At 67.5% G+C, this 17832-nt stretch carries 17 protein-coding genes; 11 read left to right on the top strand and 6 right to left on the bottom strand.

Translation table 11 applies throughout. The annotated features are described in order from the left end of the window. Positions 1–424, top strand: a 424-nt coding sequence (locus A5757_RS09580; protein ID WP_082929386.1) for an HNH endonuclease signature motif containing protein, incomplete at its 5' end; no start/stop codon positions are given. Here the strand turns inward: A5757_RS09580 and A5757_RS09575 are convergent. Together A5757_RS09575 and nirB are read right to left on the bottom strand one after the other, a co-directional pair. Then, positions 391–804, bottom strand: a complete 414-nt coding sequence (locus A5757_RS09575) for a nitrite reductase (NAD(P)H) small subunit (RefSeq protein ID WP_066832423.1) — start codon at positions 802–804, stop codon at positions 391–393. The two genes, A5757_RS09580 and A5757_RS09575, sit on opposite strands and share 34 nt — an antisense overlap. Then, positions 801–3371, bottom strand: coding sequence for a nitrite reductase large subunit NirB (gene nirB, locus A5757_RS09570; RefSeq protein ID WP_066832420.1), 2571 nt, complete (start codon positions 3369–3371; stop codon positions 801–803). Before nirB ends, A5757_RS09575 begins: the two co-directional genes overlap by 4 nt. A 150-nt stretch (positions 3372–3521) precedes the next feature. On the opposite strand from nirB, the gene A5757_RS09565 reads away from it, so the two are divergent. Then, positions 3522–4442, top strand: coding sequence for an alpha/beta fold hydrolase (locus tag A5757_RS09565; protein WP_082929385.1), 921 nt, complete (start codon positions 3522–3524; stop codon positions 4440–4442). 3 nt (positions 4443–4445) lie between these two features. Here A5757_RS09565 and A5757_RS09560 read toward each other — a convergent pair whose 3' ends face one another. After that, positions 4446–5204, bottom strand: a complete 759-nt coding sequence (locus A5757_RS09560) for an isocitrate lyase/phosphoenolpyruvate mutase family protein (protein ID WP_066832418.1) — start codon at positions 5202–5204, stop codon at positions 4446–4448. 112 nt (positions 5205–5316) lie between these two features. Here A5757_RS09560 and A5757_RS09555 point away from each other — a divergent pair, with 112 nt between their 5' ends. The 5 genes from A5757_RS09555 to A5757_RS23410 all read left to right on the top strand — a co-directional run bounded on the left by A5757_RS09555 (position 5317) and on the right by A5757_RS23410 (position 9532). After that, complete coding sequence (locus A5757_RS09555; protein WP_066832449.1) at positions 5317–5613, top strand: hypothetical protein; 297 nt, start codon at positions 5317–5319, stop codon at positions 5611–5613. Positions 5614–5703: 90 nt separating this feature from the next. Continuing rightward, positions 5704–6543 carry a hypothetical protein gene (locus A5757_RS09550; protein WP_066832416.1) on the top strand — a complete coding sequence of 280 codons (840 nt, stop codon included), beginning with the start codon at positions 5704–5706 and terminating at the stop codon, positions 6541–6543. A gap of 73 nt (positions 6544–6616) precedes the next feature. Beyond that, a complete protein-coding gene (locus tag A5757_RS09545; protein ID WP_066832414.1) occupies positions 6617–8545 on the top strand; it encodes a fumarate reductase/succinate dehydrogenase flavoprotein subunit in 1929 nt (642 codons plus the stop codon). Beyond that, the gene (locus A5757_RS09540) at positions 8545–9300 is read left to right on the top strand and encodes a succinate dehydrogenase/fumarate reductase iron-sulfur subunit (protein WP_066832446.1); all 756 of its coding nucleotides are present in this window, start codon (positions 8545–8547) and stop codon (positions 9298–9300) included. The genes A5757_RS09545 and A5757_RS09540 overlap by 1 nt, the downstream gene beginning before the upstream one ends. Before the next feature lie 61 nt (positions 9301–9361). Further along, positions 9362–9532, top strand: coding sequence for a hypothetical protein (locus A5757_RS23410; protein WP_197497304.1), 171 nt, complete (start codon positions 9362–9364; stop codon positions 9530–9532). 2 nt (positions 9533–9534) lie between these two features. Here A5757_RS23410 and A5757_RS09535 read toward each other — a convergent pair whose 3' ends face one another. Next, positions 9535–10020: a flavin reductase family protein gene (locus A5757_RS09535; RefSeq protein ID WP_066832411.1), complete on the bottom strand. Its 486-nt coding sequence runs from the start codon at positions 10018–10020 to the stop codon at positions 9535–9537. A 122-nt stretch (positions 10021–10142) separates the two neighbouring features. Here A5757_RS09535 and A5757_RS09530 point away from each other — a divergent pair, with 122 nt between their 5' ends. Further along, positions 10143–10802 (top strand): GAP family protein, encoded by a 660-nt coding sequence (locus A5757_RS09530; protein WP_066832409.1) that lies wholly within the window; start codon positions 10143–10145, stop codon positions 10800–10802. Between the two features lies 1 nt (position 10803). Here A5757_RS09530 and A5757_RS09525 read toward each other — a convergent pair whose 3' ends face one another. Continuing rightward, complete coding sequence (locus A5757_RS09525; protein WP_066832406.1) at positions 10804–11883, bottom strand: dihydrodipicolinate reductase; 1080 nt, start codon at positions 11881–11883, stop codon at positions 10804–10806. 239 nt (positions 11884–12122) lie between these two features. Between A5757_RS09525 and A5757_RS09520 the strand changes: the two genes are divergently transcribed. Continuing rightward, positions 12123–13958 carry an acyl-CoA dehydrogenase gene (locus A5757_RS09520; protein WP_066832404.1) on the top strand — a complete coding sequence of 612 codons (1836 nt, stop codon included), beginning with the start codon at positions 12123–12125 and terminating at the stop codon, positions 13956–13958. Positions 13959–14189: 231 nt separating this feature from the next. Here the strand turns inward: A5757_RS09520 and A5757_RS09515 are convergent, their stop codons facing one another. Further along, positions 14190–15491: an acetyl-CoA C-acetyltransferase gene (locus A5757_RS09515; protein WP_066832444.1), complete on the bottom strand. Its 1302-nt coding sequence runs from the start codon at positions 15489–15491 to the stop codon at positions 14190–14192. A gap of 110 nt (positions 15492–15601) precedes the next feature. Here A5757_RS09515 and A5757_RS09510 point away from each other — a divergent pair, with 110 nt between their 5' ends. Next, positions 15602–16966: a 3-oxoacyl-ACP reductase gene (locus A5757_RS09510; RefSeq protein WP_066832402.1), complete on the top strand. Its 1365-nt coding sequence runs from the start codon at positions 15602–15604 to the stop codon at positions 16964–16966. Between the two features lie 4 nt (positions 16967–16970). Next, complete coding sequence (locus A5757_RS09505) at positions 16971–17816, top strand: MaoC/PaaZ C-terminal domain-containing protein (protein WP_066832400.1); 846 nt, start codon at positions 16971–16973, stop codon at positions 17814–17816. The last annotated feature ends 16 nt before the right edge of the window (positions 17817–17832 follow it).

Below are 17832 nucleotides of genomic sequence, written 5' to 3'. Positions count from 1 at the left end.
GCAGCGCCACGGCCAACCCATCGGTGCGGCCCGCTCCACCCGCACCATCAACCGCCGCCTACGCCGCGCCCTGGAACACCGCGACCAGTCCTGTGTCGTGCCCGGCTGCGGGGCCACCCGCGGCCTACACGCCCACCACCTGCAGCACTGGGAAGACGGCGGACCCACCGAACTGAGGAACCTGGCCCTGCTCTGCCCGTTCCACCACCGCGCCCATCACCGCGGCGACATCACCCTCACCGGACCCGCCCACCGCCTCGCCATCACCGACGCCACCGGAAAACCCATGACCAACCGCGCCCTCACCCGGCCACCCACCAAGCCCCCACCGGAGGTCAAACCCTGCCCCGGACCGACCGGGGAACGCGCCGACTGGTGGTGGTACACCCCCTACGAGCCAAAACCACCACCGGCCGCCGCGTAGCCAGGCGCGATCTCCGCGTAGCCGTCGACGATGCGGGTGCGGTAAACCGGCAGCGACACCGCCGGATCGTCGAGGCAGCTGCCGTCGTCGAAGGCGAAGGCCTGCTTCTTGATCGGCGACTGTACGGTCGCCCGCCCGCCCCGGTCACCGGTGATACCCCGCGACATCACCGCTGCACCGGAGAAGGGATCGATATTGCCGATCGCACACAGCGATCCGTCGTCGAGGCGGAACAGCGCGGCCTGCGCACCATCGGGAAGCAGCACGCCCACCCCCCGGCCGGGGATCAGGAAGTCGTACCGGCACGCGCGCGTCCACCCCGAAACCTGGGACGAAGACTGCACGGACGCATCCTCGGTGCGGCTGTCGACAAGGGTCATGACGTCTCCTGGAGGGGTCGCACGGTGGGCATACCGATCGGCGTCGGGACCTTCCGCCCGGCGTTCTCGGTGAAGGTGACGGTCGGATCGGGCACATCAGGGGCGTTGACGAACGACACGAAGCGCGACAGCTTGTCGGGATCCTGCAGCACCCCCTTCCACTCGCACGCGTAGCCCTCGACGTGCCGCTCCATCGCCGCCTCGAATTCGCCTGCCAGGCCGAGGGAGTCGCCGCAGACGACCTCACGCAGATGGTCCAGGCCGCCCTGCAGCGCCTCCAGCCACGGCGCGGTGCGCTGCAATCGATCGGCGGTGCGGATGTAGAACATCAGGAACCGATCGATGTAGCGGATCAGCGTCTCGTCGTCGAGATCGCCCGCCAGCAGCTGCGCGTGCTTCGGGGTCATTCCGCCGTTGCCGGCGACGTAGAGATTCCAGCCGGTCTCGGTGGCGATCACGCCGACGTCCTTGCTGCGGGCCTCCGCGCATTCACGCGCACACCCGGACACCCCCATCTTGACCTTGTGCGGGGCGCGCAATCCGCGGTACCGCAGTTCCAGGTTGATCGCCATCTGCACCGAATCCTGCTGACCGTAACGGCACCAGTCGCTGCCGACGCAACTCTTGACCGTGCGCAGCGATTTGCCGTATGCCTGACCGGATTCCATACCGCCCTCGACCAGTCTGCGCCAGATCTCGGGCAGCTGATCGACGGTGGCGCCGAACATGTCGATGCGCTGACCGCCGGTGATCTTCGTGTACAGCCCGAAGTCCTTGGCGATCTCGCCGATCAGGATGAGGTGCTCGGGTTTGATGTCGCCGCCCGGCACCCGTGGCACGACCGAATAGCTGCCGTTGCGCTGGATGTTGGCCAGGAAGTGATCGTTGCTGTCCTGCAGCGCAGCCTGCTCGCCGTCGAGAATGTGGTCCGAACTCGTCGAAGCCAGGATCGACGCGACGACAGGTTTGCAGATGTCACATCCGCGGCCCTTGCCGAATCGCTCCAGCAGCCCGGAGAACGTCCGGATCTCGGTGGCGGAGACGATCTCGAACAACTCGGCGCGCGACTGAGAGAAGTGCTCGCACAACGACTTCGACTGTTCGACGCCCTCGGATTCCAGCAGCTGCTTGAGCAGCGGCACACACGATCCACACGACGTACCGGCCAGCGTGCACTTCTTCAGACCCGGCACGTCCGTGCAGCCGCCGCAGATGGCTTCCTTGAGATCCCCCTTGGTGACGTTGTTGCACGAGCAGATCTGCGCGATGTCCGGCAGCGCACCGACACCCAGCGCACTGGCCCCGCTTCCCTCGGGTGCCGGGGCGATGAGCGACAGCGGGTCACCGGGCAGCTCGCTGGCCACCATCGGACGCAGCACACCGTAGGCCGAGGCATCGCCGACCAGGATTCCGCCGAGCAGCGTCTTGGCGTCATCCGAGAGGACCAGCTTGGCGTAGGTCTGCTTGACCGGATCGTTGACCACGACTTCGAGGCTGTTGGGCGTATGTCCCTTGGCGTCACCGAAACTGGCAACGTCCACGCCCAGCAGTTTGAGCTTGGTGGACATGTCGGCCTCGGGGAACTCAGCCGAGCCGCCGAGCAACCGGTCGGCGACCACCTCGGCGCTGGTGTACCCCGGACCGACCAGGCCGTAGCAGCGGCCTTCGATCGCCGCGACCTCGCCGACCGCGTAGATGCTGGGATCGCTTGTCACACAGCTCAGATCGGTCAGCACGCCGCCCCGCTGGGCGACATCCAGACCCGCCTCGCGGGCCAGTTCGTCGCGCGGCCGCACCCCGGCGGCGAAGACGACGACCCCGGCGTCGATGCTGGTTCCGTCGTTCAGCGTCACCCGCACCGCATCGTTGGCGCGAGACCTGCGCAGCGGCTGGTTCCTCTGGGCGGGTTTGATGCTCTCGGTGCTGACCCCCGTGTGCACATTGATACCCAGACCCCTGACCATGCGGTTCAACACGGCGCCGCCGGCTTCGTCGAGTTGAGCAGCCATCAGATGGGGTGACATCTCCAGGATATGGGTGTCCAGACCGAAGGCGCGCAACGCATTCGCGGCTTCGAGACCGAGCAGACCCCCGCCGATCACCACACCGACCGGCGTCTTCGTCGTGATCGCCGCCTGTGCGCCGGCACGAATGGCATCCAGGTCGTCGAGGGTGCGGTACACGTGGCACTGCGGCAGGTCCCGTCCCGGCACCGGCGGCACGAAGGCGTAGGAACCGGTGGCCAACACCAGCGCGTCGTAGCCGAACGCGGTCCCGTCCGCAGTGGTCACCGTGCGCGCAGCGCGGTCGACAGCGGTGACCCGCTGGTTCAGCCGCAGCTCCACCAGGTCGTCGCCGCGGTAGTCGTTACCGGCCAAGGCGATCAGCGTGCGGTCCCAGTGCTCGGTGTAGCCGGTCAGGCCCACCCGGTCGTAGGCGGCGTCGGACTCCTCGGCGAGCACGGTGATGCGCCAGACCCCGGCGTCGTCGCGCGCACGCAGCGCCTCGACGAACCGGTGCCCGACCATGCCGTGCCCGACCACGACGACGTTCTTCGTTGACGACATGCGGATCAAGGTAGGGAGCCGATATTGCGACGATGTCGCCTCGTGTGAAACCCCCATCACGGTGTGCTCACCTGGGTCGCGCGGCGAATGTGAGCCGGTCGAGGCCCGCGGCGAGGTTTCGGGAACCCGACTTCGGTGTACGCGCCGCATATGAGCGAGATGAAATTCCTGGAACTTCACGGCGAACGGGTCGCCTACCAGGATCTCGGCACCGGCACGGAAGCGCTACTCCTGATCCACGGGATGGCCGGCAGCTCCGAAACCTGGCGCGAGGTGCTGCCCGCGCTGTCGAAGACGTACCGCGTGATCGCACCCGACCTGCTGGGCCACGGCCAGTCGGCCAAACCGAGGAGCGATTACTCCCTCGGTGCCTTCGCGGTGCTGCTGCGTGACCTGCTCGACGAACTCGGCGTCGCGAGCGCGACGGTCATCGGACAGTCCCTCGGCGGCGGGGTCGCGATGCAGTTCATGTACCAGCACCCCGAGTACTGCCGACGCCTGGTGCTGCTCAACAGCGGCGGACTCGGCCCCGACGTGGGATGGACCCTGCGCGTGCTGTCGGCACCGGGCGCGGAGTTCCTGCTGCCGCTCATCGCGCCGCCGGGTGTGGTGACCGTCGGGAACAAACTGCGTGCCTGGTTCGCCGCCCGGGACGTACGGTCGCCGCGGGCAGCCGAGATGTGGAGTGCCTACACGTCGCTGGCCGACGCCCAGACCCGCCAGGCGTTCCTACGCACCCTGCGTTCGGTGGTCGACTACCGCGGCCAGGCTGTCAGCGCCCTGAACAGGCTGCATCTCAGCGCCGAACTGCCCACCATGGTCATCTGGGGCGACCAGGACCGCATCATTCCCGTCGAGCACGCCTATGCCGTGCAGCAGGCCCTGCCGTCCTGCCGGCTGGAGGTGCTCGGCGGCGTCGGGCACTTCCCGCACGTGGAGCGGCCCGACGTCGTCGTGGACCTGCTCTCGCAGTTCATCGACACCACCGAGGGCCGGGCCCGGTCGCCGAGATCGACGAAATGCCCGGATCCTCTCGCACTTTCTCGCCCAAACGTTCATTTGGGCGAATAGGGGTCAGCCCCAGCGGCCGAGGATCTCTTTGGCCCGGGTCGCCAGCGCGGCCTGCAGGAACGGGCCGAAACTGATGCGCGCGACCCCCAGCGGGCCGAACGACTCCGGATCGTCCTGATCGGGGATCCCGATCGCGTTGACCGGCAGCGGCAGCTCCGAGGTCAGCCGGCGCAGCGTGTCGTCGTCGTGGCGACCGACCGGATAGAGCACGTCGGCCCCCGCGGCGGCGGCCTCCTTCAGCCGGGCGATCGCCCGGTCGACCCGGTCGGACTCATCGCCGTGTTGGCGCAGGAACAGGTCGGTGCGGGCGTTGACCACGACGTGCACACCGGCGGAGTCCGCCGCGGCGCGCAGACCGCCGACGAGCTCGGCGTGTTCGGCCGACTCGCGGATGCGGCCGCCCTCGCTGTGCACGGTGTCCTCGATGTTCAGGCCGACGGCGCCGACCTCGAGCAGGCCCTCGATGAGCCGCTGCGGCGACTCCCCGTAACCGGATTCGATGTCGACGGAGACCGGCACGTCGACCGCCTCGGTGATCTGGGCGACGCGGGTCAGGAGCTCGTCGAACGTCATGCCCTCGTTGTCGGCGCGCCCGATCGAATCGGCGACCGGATGGCTGCCGACGGTGAGCGCGGCGAAGCCCGCGTCGACCGCGAGCCGGGCCGACCAGGCGTCCCACACGGTGGGCAGGACCACGGGATTTCCGGGTCGGTGGAGTTCGAGCAGGGTGGTTGCTCGCTGAGCGAGTTGTGAGTCGGGCACCGCATCGTCCTTCCGGGTGGAGACGTGATCTGTCTCACTGTGAACTGTGTGATGTGGCTAGCATCAAGTGCGTACTGTGATCCGAGACACCCTTCAGCCCAAGGAGGTCGGTTTGTCAAGCACCACCGAATTCGCGGAACTGCACGAGCTCATCGGCGACCTGCGGCGTTGCGTCACATCGTTGGCGTCCCGCTACGGGGACTCGCCGGCGACGCGCCGCATCGTCAATGATGCCGAACGCATCCTCAATGACATAGATCGACTCGACATCGACGCCGAGGAGCTCGAGCTCGGCCGCGGGCTGAGCCGTCATCACCATGTCGGCGAGAAGATCGCGATCCCCGACACCGAGTACGACTCCGAGTTCTGGCGCGGCGTCGACGACGAGGGGCTCGGCGGCACCCGCTGAGTGTGTCCGCGGGCAGCCCCCGCGACGCTTCGAACCATCCCCCGCGGGTACCTGCCGGACTGCCCGCCGACTGATCTGCGAAAGGCCACTGTGAGCGCACCCACCGCCGACCGGGAAGGCAACGGCGTCTTCTCACCGACACGTGCTCAGATTTCGCAGCGCACGCTGCGCACCGACCGCTGGTGGCAGTCACCGCTGATCGTCGACCTCGGTTTCGCCGCGTTCGTCATCTACGCGACCGTGCGGGCGTTCATGCAGAAGTGGTACTACGTCGCCGACTACCACTATCTGACGCCGTTCTACTCGCCCTGCCTGGCCAAGTGGAACGAGGCAGAACAGTCCGGGTGCGTCCCGGAATCCAGCCACTTCGGCCAGTTCCTGCCCGACGTGTGGTGGCTGCCGTACGCAGCGCTGTCGCTGCCGTTCCTGCTGCTGTTCCGGTTGACCTGCTACTACTACCGCGGCGCCTACTACCGGTCGGTGTGGCAGGCGCCCACCGCCTGCGCGGTCGCCGAACCGCACGCCAAGTACACCGGCGAGACCCGCTTCCCGCTGGTGATGCAGAACCTGCACCGGTACTTCTTCTACATCGCCGCGGCGATCTCGATCATCAACACCTACGACGCGATCATCGCCTTCCACTCCCCCAGCGGTTTCGGGTTCGGCCTGGGCAACGTGATCCTGGTCGTCAACGTGGCGATGCTGTGGGTTTACACGCTGTCCTGCCACTCCTGCAGGCACGTGGTGGGTGGACGGCTGAAGAACTTCTCGAAACACCCTGTCCGCTACTGGATGTGGACCAAGGTCAGCGTGATCAACACCCGGCACAAGCTGTACGCCTGGATCACCCTCGGCACGCTGATGCTCACCGACTTCTACATCATGCTGGTGGCCAGCGGCGCCATTTCCGACCTGAGATTCATTGGCTGAATCAGGCTGGCTGACAGCCCGATTCAGCCCCGCACAACACACGATATGAACAGGCAAGTGAGGTCCCACGTACATGGCTGAGCCCGACTCGTCCGAACTCGAACGACACCAGTACGACGTCATCGTCATCGGTGCCGGCGGAGCCGGGTTGCGCGCGGTGATCGAAGCCCGTGAGCGGGGCCTGCGGGTCGCGGTCGTGTGCAAGTCGCTGTTCGGCAAGGCGCACACCGTGATGGCCGAGGGCGGCTGCGCGGCGGCGATGAAGAACGCCAACCCCAAGGACAGCTGGCAGGTCCACTTCGCCGACACCATGCGCGGCGGCAAGTTCCTCAACAACTGGCGGATGGCCGAACTGCACGCGCAGGAGGCACCGGACCGCGTGTGGGAGCTCGAGACCTACGGCGCGCTGTTCGACCGCACCAAGGACGGCCGCATCAGCCAGCGCAACTTCGGCGGCCACACCTACGCGCGGCTGGCCCACGTCGGCGACCGCACCGGCCTGGAGATCATCCGCACCCTGCAGCAGAAGATCGTCTCGCTGCAACAGGAGGACAAGGCCGAACTCGGCGACTACGACGCACGGATCCGGGTCTTCCACGAGTGCACTGTCACCGACCTCATCAAGGACGGCGATCGGATCGCCGGCGCGCTGGCCTACTGGCGCGAGAGCGGCAAGTTCATCCTGTTCGAGGCGCCCGCGGTCGTACTGGCCACCGGCGGTATCGGCAAATCGTTCAAGGTGTCGTCGAACTCGTGGGAGTACACCGGCGACGGGCATGCGCTCGCGCTGCGCGCCGGATCGACGCTGATCAACATGGAGTTCATCCAGTTCCACCCGACCGGCATGGTCTGGCCGCCCAGCGTGAAGGGCATCCTCGTCACCGAGGGCGTCCGCGGCGACGGCGGGGTGCTGAAGAACTCCGAGGGCAAGCGGTTCATGTTCGACTACATCCCGGACGTGTTCAAAGGCCAGTACGCCGAGACCGAGGAAGAGGCGGACCAGTGGCTCAAGGACAACGACTCTGCGCGCCGCACCCCTGACCTGCTGCCCCGCGACGAGGTGGCCCGCGCCATCAACACCGAGGTCAAGGAAGGCCGCGGCACCCCGCACGGCGGCGTCTACCTCGACATCGCCTCGCGTATCTCCACCGAGGAGATCAAGCGCCGGCTGCCGTCGATGTACCACCAGTTCATGGAGCTCGCCGAGGTCGACATCACCACCGACGAGATGGAGGTCGGCCCGACCTGCCACTACGTCATGGGTGGTATCGAGGTCGATCCGGACACCGCCGCGGCCGCGACGCCGGGGCTGTTCGCCGCCGGTGAGTGCGCGGGTGGGATGCACGGTTCCAACCGCCTGGGCGGCAACTCGCTGTCGGACCTGCTGGTGTTCGGCCGGCGCGCCGGGCTCGGTGCGTCGGATTACGTGCGGTCACTCTCGGACCGGCCGACCATCTCCCAGGAGGCACTCGACGTCGCGGTGAAGATGGCTCTGCACCCGTTCGAGGGTCCATCCGACGGCCAGCCGGAGAACCCGTACACCGTGCAGCTCGATCTGCAGGACACCATGAACGAGCTGGTCGGCATCATCCGCAAGGAAGACGAGATCAACGAGGCGCTGTCCAAACTCGACGAGCTGCGCGAGCGGTTCAAGAAGATGAAGGTCGAAGGCGACCGCCACTTCAACCCGGGCTGGCACCTCGCGATCGATCTGCGCAACATGATCCTGGTCAGCGAATGCGTCGCCAAGGCCGCGCTGACCCGCACCGAGAGCCGGGGCGGGCACACCCGCGACGACTATCCGGCGATGGACGCGGAATGGCGCAACACGCTGCTGGTGTGCCGCGTCGAGGGTGACGATCCCGTCGTCCCGGACGTCACCGTCGCCAAGGAACCCCAACCGAAGATGCGCGCGGATCTGCTCGGCTGTTTCGAGCTCTCCGAGCTGGAGAAGTACTACACCGATCCCGAGATCGCCGAGCATCCCGAACGGAGCAAGTGATGGGCACCTACAACGCGACCATGCGGGTCTGGCGCGGCGACATCGACGGTGGCGCGCTGCAGGAGTACACCGTCGAGGTCAACGAGGGTGAGGTCGTCCTCGACATCATCCACCGTCTACAGCAGACCCAGACCGGTGATCTGGCGGTGCGCTGGAACTGCAAGGCCGGCAAGTGCGGATCGTGCTCGGTGGAGATCAACGGCCGGCCGCGCCTGGCCTGTATGACCAGGATGTCGACCTTCGGTGAGGACGAGACCGTCACCGTCACCCCGCTGCGCACGTTCCCGGTGATCCGCGACCTGGTCACCGACGTCAGCTTCAACTACGAGAAGGCCAGGGAGATCCCGGCGTTCACGCCGCCCAAGGATCTGCAGCCCGGTGAGTACCGGATGATGCAGGAGGACGTGAACCGCAGCCAGGAGTTCCGCAAGTGCATCGAGTGCTTCCTGTGCCAGAACGTCTGCCACGTCGTGCGTGACCACGAGGAGAACAAGAAGGCGTTCTCCGGTCCCCGTTTCCTCATGCGCCAGGCCGAACTCGACATGCACCCGCTCGACGTGCACGGGCGCCGCGCCGAACAGGCGCAGGAGGAGAACGGCCTCGGCTACTGCAACATCACCAAGTGCTGCACCGAGGTCTGCCCGGAGCACATCAAGATCACCGACAATGCGCTCATCCCGATGAAGGAGCGCGCGGCGGACCGTAAGTACGACCCGGTGGTGTGGCTCGGCAACAAGCTGTTCCGCAGGAGCTGACGGGGTAGCCTCGGGACCAGCGGCTGTCCACCGCCGCTGGTCAGTGAGAAAGGCGCTTCCCATGGCGGCTACCAAGAATCTGAATACACACAGCGTCAACGACATTCGGACCGCGATCCGCGAGCTCTCGATCCGTGCGAACCTGGCTCGCCGCGAGGGCCGCACCGCCGACGCCGCGGAGCTCGACCGGCGCGTGCAGCACTACCGCGAGGAGTTGGCCGCCCGGCCGTAGCGTCAGCCGCCGAGGCGGCGGAAGGCGCTGCGGTGGAACACGATCGGTGCGACATCCGGATACATCACGATGTCCTCCACCCGCAGGATGACGATGGTGTGATCGCCCGCTTCGACGAGCTGGTGGATCGAGCTGTCCAACCACACGCTGGTCCCGTGGATGAAGACGGCGCCGTGGTCGGTCGACTCGGTCTCCAGACCTGCGAAGCGGTCCCCTGCCTTGGCGGCCAGCGTGCGCGCCGCGGCGTCGTGTGACTCGCCGAGCACGCTGATGCCCAGGCGCGGCAGATCCTTGAGCTTGGGCCAGGTGCTGGAGCTGTTCTGTACGCAGAACGACACCAGCGGCGGATCGAGCGACACCGGGACGAAGGTGCTGGCGGCCAGCCCGACGCGGACGCCGTCGACCTCGGCCGCGATGGCGATGACGCCCGTCGGGAAGTGACCGAACGCTTCGCGAAGCGTCGCCGGGCTCAGGTCTGTTGTACTCATAGCCGTTCGATCTTCACACACGGCCGGGCAGGCTGACAGGTCAGTGATCCCGGTGAGCCGAACGGAATTCGCCCGGGCGGTAACGTGTCGCCCATGGCCCGGCCGACCGCGGCAGTGCGCTGATGTGGCTGACGCTGTTGATGATGGCACTGGTCGTCAGCCTCGAGCCCTTCCGTCTCGGACTCACCGTGTTGATGCTTAACCGGCCTCGGCCGGTGCTGCAACTGGCGGCATTCGTTGCGGGCGCGTTCGCGATGGGGGTCTGCGCGGGGCTGGGCGTGCTGTTCCTGCTGCGGCCGACGATGCCCGCCGCGACGCACGTGACGCTGCCGCGGGTGCAGATCGCGATCGGGGTGGCCGCACTGCTGGCCGCGGTCGTGCTCGCCGTTCTGAAACCGGCCGTGCCGACCGACCGGCCGCCGCGTCATGCGGCGCTGCTGCTGCGTGCCCGCCGGCTCACCACCGGGAGCTCGCCGTGGACCGCAGGGGCGGTCGGGCTGGTGATGGCGCTGCCGTCGCTCGACTATCTGGCGGTGCTGGCGATGATCCTGGCGTCGGGGTCTTCGCCGCGCACGATGGTGGGTGCCGTGCTGTTCTTCAACGCGGTCGCGCTCGCCCTCGTGGTGTTCGCGCTGCTCGTCCACCTGGTCGCACCGGAACGCTCGCGCGCGGCGATGACGTCGCTCAACACGTGGATCCGGTCGCGGACCCGCCGCGACATCGCGGTGCTGCTGGCGGTGGTGGGAGTGGTGCTGGTCGGCGTCGGCCTGGCGGGATCCTGAGTCAGTCGGCCCAGCGCGCGGCTTCGAGTTCGGTCGGGGTGCTGTTGAGGGGCACGTCGAGGCCGTCGTAGATGCCCGGCTCCTGTCCGGCCAGCCACCCGATCGCCCCGAGCAGCCGGTTGGCGGCGGTGGTGTTGCCGCCGTCGGCGCGGGTTCCGCCGGGGACGTCGGCGCGCGAGACGATCGTGAGTTGTGGATCGCCGTCGACGACGACGCGGTGGTCGCCGGCTCCCTCATCGGGTTGCGGCCAGTCCGGCGCGCAGGACGGGTGGATGCGGGTGATGTGGTCGACGACGATGCGGTCGCGTCCGCCGGACCGGCCGATGACCTTGAGCCAGAACGCGCCCTGCGTGCCCTTCTCGAAGCGCCCCATCACGGTGTCGACGTCCTGTTCGAGCGGCAGGCGCTGCACGTCTTCGACGATCTCGTCGATCTCCACGCCCAGCCGGCGGCCGATGAGCCGGATGTTGCCGCCCCACACCATGGTCGGGATGGACGCCAGCAGCATCATCGGTGTCTCGTCCATCGGGCCGCCGAAACCACAGAGCACCTTGACCGCGTGCGGCTGGTCGTAGGTGGAGTAGTCGAAGATCTCCTGACAGTGGATGCTGCGAATCTGCGTGCACAGGCCCGCGGCGAGTACAGCCAGCGCGTCGTTGGCCCAGCCGGGATCGACGCCGCTCACCAGCAGCGCGGACCCGCCCTGCCGGGCGGCGGCTGTCAGGCGCTCCACCCATTCCACGGGCGCGGAGGCCGGGTCGTAGAGCGAGTACAGCGACGGCGTCACCACGTGCGCGCCCGCGCGCAGGCATCGCTCGATGTCGGCGACTGCCTCGTCGGGCCGGATGTCGCCCGACGCCATATAGGCCACCGCGTCGCTGACGGCCAGCGCCGCGTCGATGTCGTCGGTGGCGGCCACCCCGGTGCGGCCGCCGAGACCCGCGAATTCCCCGGCGTCCCGGCCCACTTTCGCGGCTGTCGAGGTGATGACCGCCGAGAGCCGCAGACCGGGGAATCCGGTCAGCGACCGGATTGCCGTCGCACCCATATTGCCCGTTCCCCAGACCGCCACGTTGCGCATCAGAACACCCTAGATCACCACCGAGTGACGCTTGTCACACCGGTCCTTTTTCGCTGGTCAGTGGTCCTGTTTCGGCGACGCGCGGGGCTCGGCCAACCGCCCGGTTGATTAGTCGGCGGAAATTGCTGCGCAGGTGTTTGCGTTGTAGTTACCGACGGGTATAGTCAGCCGCAGTTACTGGTGGGTAACTTCGACCGGAAGTACCCAACCGCAGGTGGCGCTTCATCGAGGAGGAAATCGTGGGCCACTACAAGAGCAACGTCCGGGATCAGGTGTTCAACCTGTTCGAGGTGCTGGGTGTCGACAAGGCCATGGGCCAGGGCGACTTCAGCGAACTGGACGCCGACACCGCACGCGAGATGCTCGACGAGATGGCGCGCCTGGCCGAGGGCCCGATCGCCGACTCCTTCGTCGAGGGGGACCGCAATCCGCCGGTGTTCGATCCCAAGACCCACACCGTCACGCTGCCCGACGGCTTCAAGAAGTCGATGCGGGCGCTGTTCGACGCGGGCTGGGACAAGGCCGGCATGTCCGAGGAGCTCGGCGGTATGCCGATGCCCCGCGCCCTGCAGTGGGCCCTGATCGAGCACATCCTCGGCGCCAACCCGGCCGCCTACATGTACGCCATGGGCGGCGGCATGGCGCAGATCTTCTACGACAACGGCACCGACGAGCAGAAGAAGTGGGCCCAGCTGGCCGCCGAGCGCAACTGGGGCGCCACCATGGTGCTCACCGAGCCGGACGCCGGTTCGGACGTCGGCGCGGGCCGCACCAAGGCCGTCCAGCAGCCCGACGGCACCTGGCACATCGACGGCGTCAAGCGGTTCATCACCTCCGCCGACTCCGACGACCTGTTCGAGAACATCATGCATCTGGTGCTGGCCCGCCCCGAAGGCGCAGGCCCGGGCACCAAGGGTCTGTCGCTGTTCTTCGTACCGAAGTTCCACTTCGACCCGGAGACTGGTGAGCTGGGCGAGCGCAACGGCGTCTACGTCACCAACGTCGAGCACAAGATGGGCCTGAAGGTCTCGGCCACCTGTGAGCTGACCTTCGGCCAGCACGGCGTTCCCGCCAAGGGCTGGCTGGTCGGCGAGGTGCACAACGGCATCGCGCAGATGTTCGACGTCATCGAGCAGGCCCGCATGATGGTCGGCACCAAGGCCATCGCGACGCTGTCGACCGGTTACCTCAACGCACTCGAGTACGCCAAGGACCGCGTGCAGGGCGCCGACATGACCCAGATGACCGACAAGACCGCCCCGCGCGTGAGCATCACCCATCACCCCGATGTGCGTCGTTCGCTGATGACCCAGAAGGCCTACGCCGAGGGTCTGCGGGCGCTGTACCTGTTCACCGCCACCTACCAGGACGTCTCGGTGGCCCAGGCGGTGCACGGCGTCGACGGCGACCTCGCACTCAAGGTGAACGATCTGCTGCTGCCGATCGTCAAGGGCGTCGGCTCCGAGCAGGCCTACGCCAAGCTGACCGAATCGCTGCAGACCCTGGGCGGCTCCGGCTTCCTCCAGGACTACCCGATCGAGCAGTACATCCGCGACGCCAAGATCGACTCGCTCTACGAGGGCACCACCGCCATCCAGGCGCAGGACTTCTTCTTCCGGAAGATCGTCCGCGACAAGGGTGTGGCGCTGGCACACGTCGCCGGTCAGATCGAAGAGTTCGTCAAGGCCGAGACCGGCAACGGTCGCCTCAAGGCCGAGCGCGCCCTGCTGGCGACGGCGCTGACCGATGTCCAGGCGATGGCAGCCTCGCTGACCGGGTACCTGATGGCGTCCCAGGAGGACCCGAAGAGCGTCTACAAGGTCGGCCTGGGCTCGGTCCGCTTCCTGATGAGCGTCGGCGATCTGATGATCGGCTGGCTGCTGCAGCGTCAGGCCGCGGTGGCCATCGACGCGCTCGACCAGGGCGCCACCGGTGCCGAGCGGTCGTTCTACGAAGGCAAGATCGCGGTGGCGTCGTTCTTCGCGAAGAACTACCTGCCGCTGCTCACCAGCACGCGCCTGGTTGTCGAGAACCTCGACAACGAGATCATGGAGCTCGACGAAGCGGCCTTCTGATCTCCATCACCCCCCTTACGCGAAACGCCCCCGCCGAGTGCGGGGGCGTTTTGCATGGGCGCCAGTGAGGCGGTCGGCCCGCACCTCGTGAACCCCTCGTACCAGAGGTGCAGCCGACCAAGAAGATGCCCCGTGTTGCCGTCGGGTCGGGGGGTCAGACGGCAACACGGAGCTATCCGGTGTATCGAGGCGCCGTGCCCCGGCGTTACAGCACGGCGTTACAGCGCGCGATCAGGCCTCGAGGATCGCCGCCACGCCCTGTCCGCCCGCGGCGCAGATCGAGATGAGTCCGCGCACCGGCTGCCCCGTCTGCTTCTTCTTCTCGGCCAACTGTTTGGCCAGCTGCGCCACGATCCGGCCGCCGGTCGCGGCGAACGGGTGCCCGGCCGCCAGCGACGAGCCGTTGACGTTGAGCTTCGAGCGGTCGATGGAACCCAGCGCACTGTCGAGGCCGAGCCGCTCCTTGCAGTACTCCTCGGACTCCCAGGCCTGCAGGTGCGCGAGCACCACCGACGCGAACGCCTCGTGGATCTCGTAGAAGTCGAAGTCCTGCAGCGTCAGCCCGTTCCGGGCGAGCAGGCGGGGCACCGCGTACGTCGGCGCCATCAGCAGACCGTCCTTGCCGTTGACGTAATCCACCGCCGCGGTCTCGCCGTCGACGTAGTACGCCAGCGGTTCGACCCCGTGCTGCTGCGCCCAGTCCTCCGACGCCAGCAGCGACACCGACGCGCCGTCGGTCAGCGGCGTCGAGTTGCCCGCCGTCATCGTCGCGTCGCCGAGCTTGACGCCGAAGACCGGCTTGAGCTTCGCCAGCTTCTCCGCCGACGAATCCGGTCGCAGGTTGTTGTCCCGATACACCCCGAGGAACGGGGTCACCAGATCGTCGAAGAAGCCGCGGTCGTAGGCGGCCGCCATGTTGCGGTGGCTGGCCTCGGTCAGCGCGTCCTGGTCGACGCGCTTGATGCCCATCTCCTTGGCCGTGATGGCGGCGTGCTCACCCATCGACATGCCGGTGCGCGGTTCGCTGTTGACGGGGATCTCGATGCCCAGCGCGGCCGGCAGCTTGCCCGCCAGCTTGAGCCGGTCGACGTTGGACTTGGCGCGACGCAGCCCGAGCAGCGCCTTGCGCAGATCGTCGCCGAAGGCGATCGGGGCGTCGGAGGTGGTGTCGACGCCACCGGCCGCCGCCGCGTCGTATCTCCCGGCGGCGATGCCGTCGGCCGCGGCGATGGTGGCCTGCAGGCCGGTGCCGCAGGCCTGCTGGATGTCGAACGCCGGCGTCGCCGACGACAGCGCGCTGCCGAGCACGCATTCCCGCATCAGGTTGAAATCCCTGCTGTGCTTGAGCACCGCCCCGCCGATCACCGCGCCGAGCCGCTCACCGTGCAGGTTGTAGCGGTCGATCAGACCGCCGAGCGCCGCGGTGAACATGTCCTGGTTCGACGCGTTGGCGTAGGCGCCGTCCGAGCGCGCGAACGGGATGCGGTTTCCGCCGATGACGGCCACCCGCCGCATGGTCTTGCTGTCAGCCACGTTTGCCTCCACAGTCAATCCGGCTATCTAAGACCCGATATTACCCACCGTTCTTACTCAGGAGTAAGTTCGGGTGAATCCACCACTCCGCGGACGAAAGGCAAGCTGAAGTGGCCAACGATCTCTATACCCAAATTGTTCACTCCGGCCCGGGTTCGTTCCTCGCGAAACAGCTCGGCATCCCGCAACCCGAGACGCTGCGGCGTTACCGCCCGGATCAGCCACCGCTGCCGGGCGCGTTGCTGATCGGCGGCGAGGGACGTGTCGTCGAACCGCTGCGCACCGCGTTGGCCGACGACTACGAAGTGGTGTCCAACAACATCGGCGGGCGCTGGGCCGACAAGTTCGGCGGGCTGGTGTACGACGCGACGCACATCACCGAACCCGCAGGTCTCAAGGGCCTCTACGAGTTCTTCACCCCGCTGCTGCGCAATCTGACCCCGAACGCGCGCCTGGTCGTGATCGGTACCTCGCCCGACGAGACGAGCAGCCCGCATGAGCAGATCGTGCAGCGCGCCCTCGAGGGCTTCACCCGGTCGCTGGGCAAGGAGATGCGCCGGGGCGCGACGGTGTCGTTGGTGTACGTGTCGCCGAACGCGAAGACCGCCGCGACCGGCCTCGAGTCGACGATGCGGTTCATCCTGTCCGGTAAATCGGCCTATGTGGACGGTCAGGTGTACCGCGTGGGCGCGGACGACGCCACGCCACCCGCCGATTGGGACAAGCCGCTCGACGGCAAGGTCGCTGTGGTGACGGGTGCGGCGCGCGGGATCGGCGCGACCATCGCCGAGGTGTTCGCACGGGACGGCGCCCAGGTCGTGGCCGTGGACGTCGAACAGGCAGCCGAGGATCTCGCCAAGGTCGCCGAGAAGGTCGGCGGAACCGCGCTGACGCTAGACGTCACCGCCGCCGATGCGGTCGACAAGATCGCCGAGCACGTCCGGGAACACTTCTCCGACGTCAATGGCGGCCGCCTCGACATCCTGGTCAACAACGCCGGCATCACCCGCGACAAACTGCTGGCCAACATGGACGAGGGCCGCTGGGACTCCGTCGTCGCGGTCAACCTGCTGGCGCCGTTGCAGTTGACCGAGGGTCTGGTCCAGAACGGCACGCTCGGCGAGGGCGGCCGCGTCATCGGCCTGTCGTCGATGGCCGGGATCGCCGGCAACCGCGGGCAGACCAACTACGCGACCACCAAGGCCGGGATGATCGGCCTGACCGATGCGCTCGCCGACAAGCTGGCCGAGAAGAACATCACCATCAACGCCGTCGCCCCGGGTTTCATCGAGACGAAGATGACCGAGGCCATCCCGGTGGCCACCCGGGAGGTGGGCCGCCGGCTCAACTCGCTGTATCAGGGCGGTCAGCCCGTCGACGTCGCCGAGACCATCGCCTACTTCGCCAGCCCAGCCTCGAATGCCGTCACCGGCAACACGATTCGGGTCTGCGGCCAGGCCATGTTGGGAGCGTGACGCGGTGAGCCAGCCATCCGGACTGCGTAACCTCGCGCGCGCCGCCGCGGGGGCGCTGCCGTTCATCCCGCGCGGCGAGACCCTGCCCGACCGGACGTTGACGGTCGACGAGTTGACGATCGATCCCGCCCACGTCTCCGACTACGCCGCCGTCACCGGGCTGCGGTTCGGCGACACGGTGCCCATCACGTATCCGTTCGCGCTGACGTTCCCGACGGTGATGTCGTTGATCACCGGGTTCGACTTCCCGTTCTCGGCGATGGGCGCCGTGCACGTCGAAAACCACATCACCCAGCACCGCCCGATCGCCGTCGACGACACCGTCTCGGCCCAGGTGCGCGCGGAGAACCTGCGTGAGCACCGCCGCGGGCTGCTGGTCGACGTGGTGACCGACGTCAAGGTCGGCAACGAGGTCCGGTGGCATCAGGTCACGACGTTCCTGCACCAGCAGCGCACCAGCCTGTCCGACGAGCCGAAGCCCCCGCGCAAGAAGCCCGAGAAACTGGGTCCGCCGAATGCGGTGCTGTCGGTGTCGCCGGGACAGATCAAGCACTACGCATCGGTCAGCGGGGATCACAACCCGATCCACACGAATGCGGTGGCCGCCAAGCTGTTCGGCTTCCCGACGGTGATCGCGCACGGCATGTTCTCGGCGGCGGCCGTGCTGGCCAACGTCGAGGGCCAGCTGCCCGGAGCGGTCCGCTACGACGTGCGCTTCGGCAAACCCGTCGTGCTGCCGGCCAAAGCCGGCCTCTACGTCGACCGGGCCGCCGAGGGCGGTTGGGATCTCACGCTGCGGCATCTGACGAAGGGCCATCCGCACCTGACGGGCAAGATCCGCCCGCTGTAGCCCGACGAGTCGTCGT

The sequence above is a fragment of the Mycobacterium sp. 852013-51886_SCH5428379 genome (genome assembly GCF_001665575.1).
In the GTDB taxonomy this organism is placed as follows: Bacteria; Actinomycetota; Actinomycetes; order Mycobacteriales; family Mycobacteriaceae; genus Mycobacterium.
This window is presented reverse-complemented; position numbering and strand designations above follow the sequence as displayed.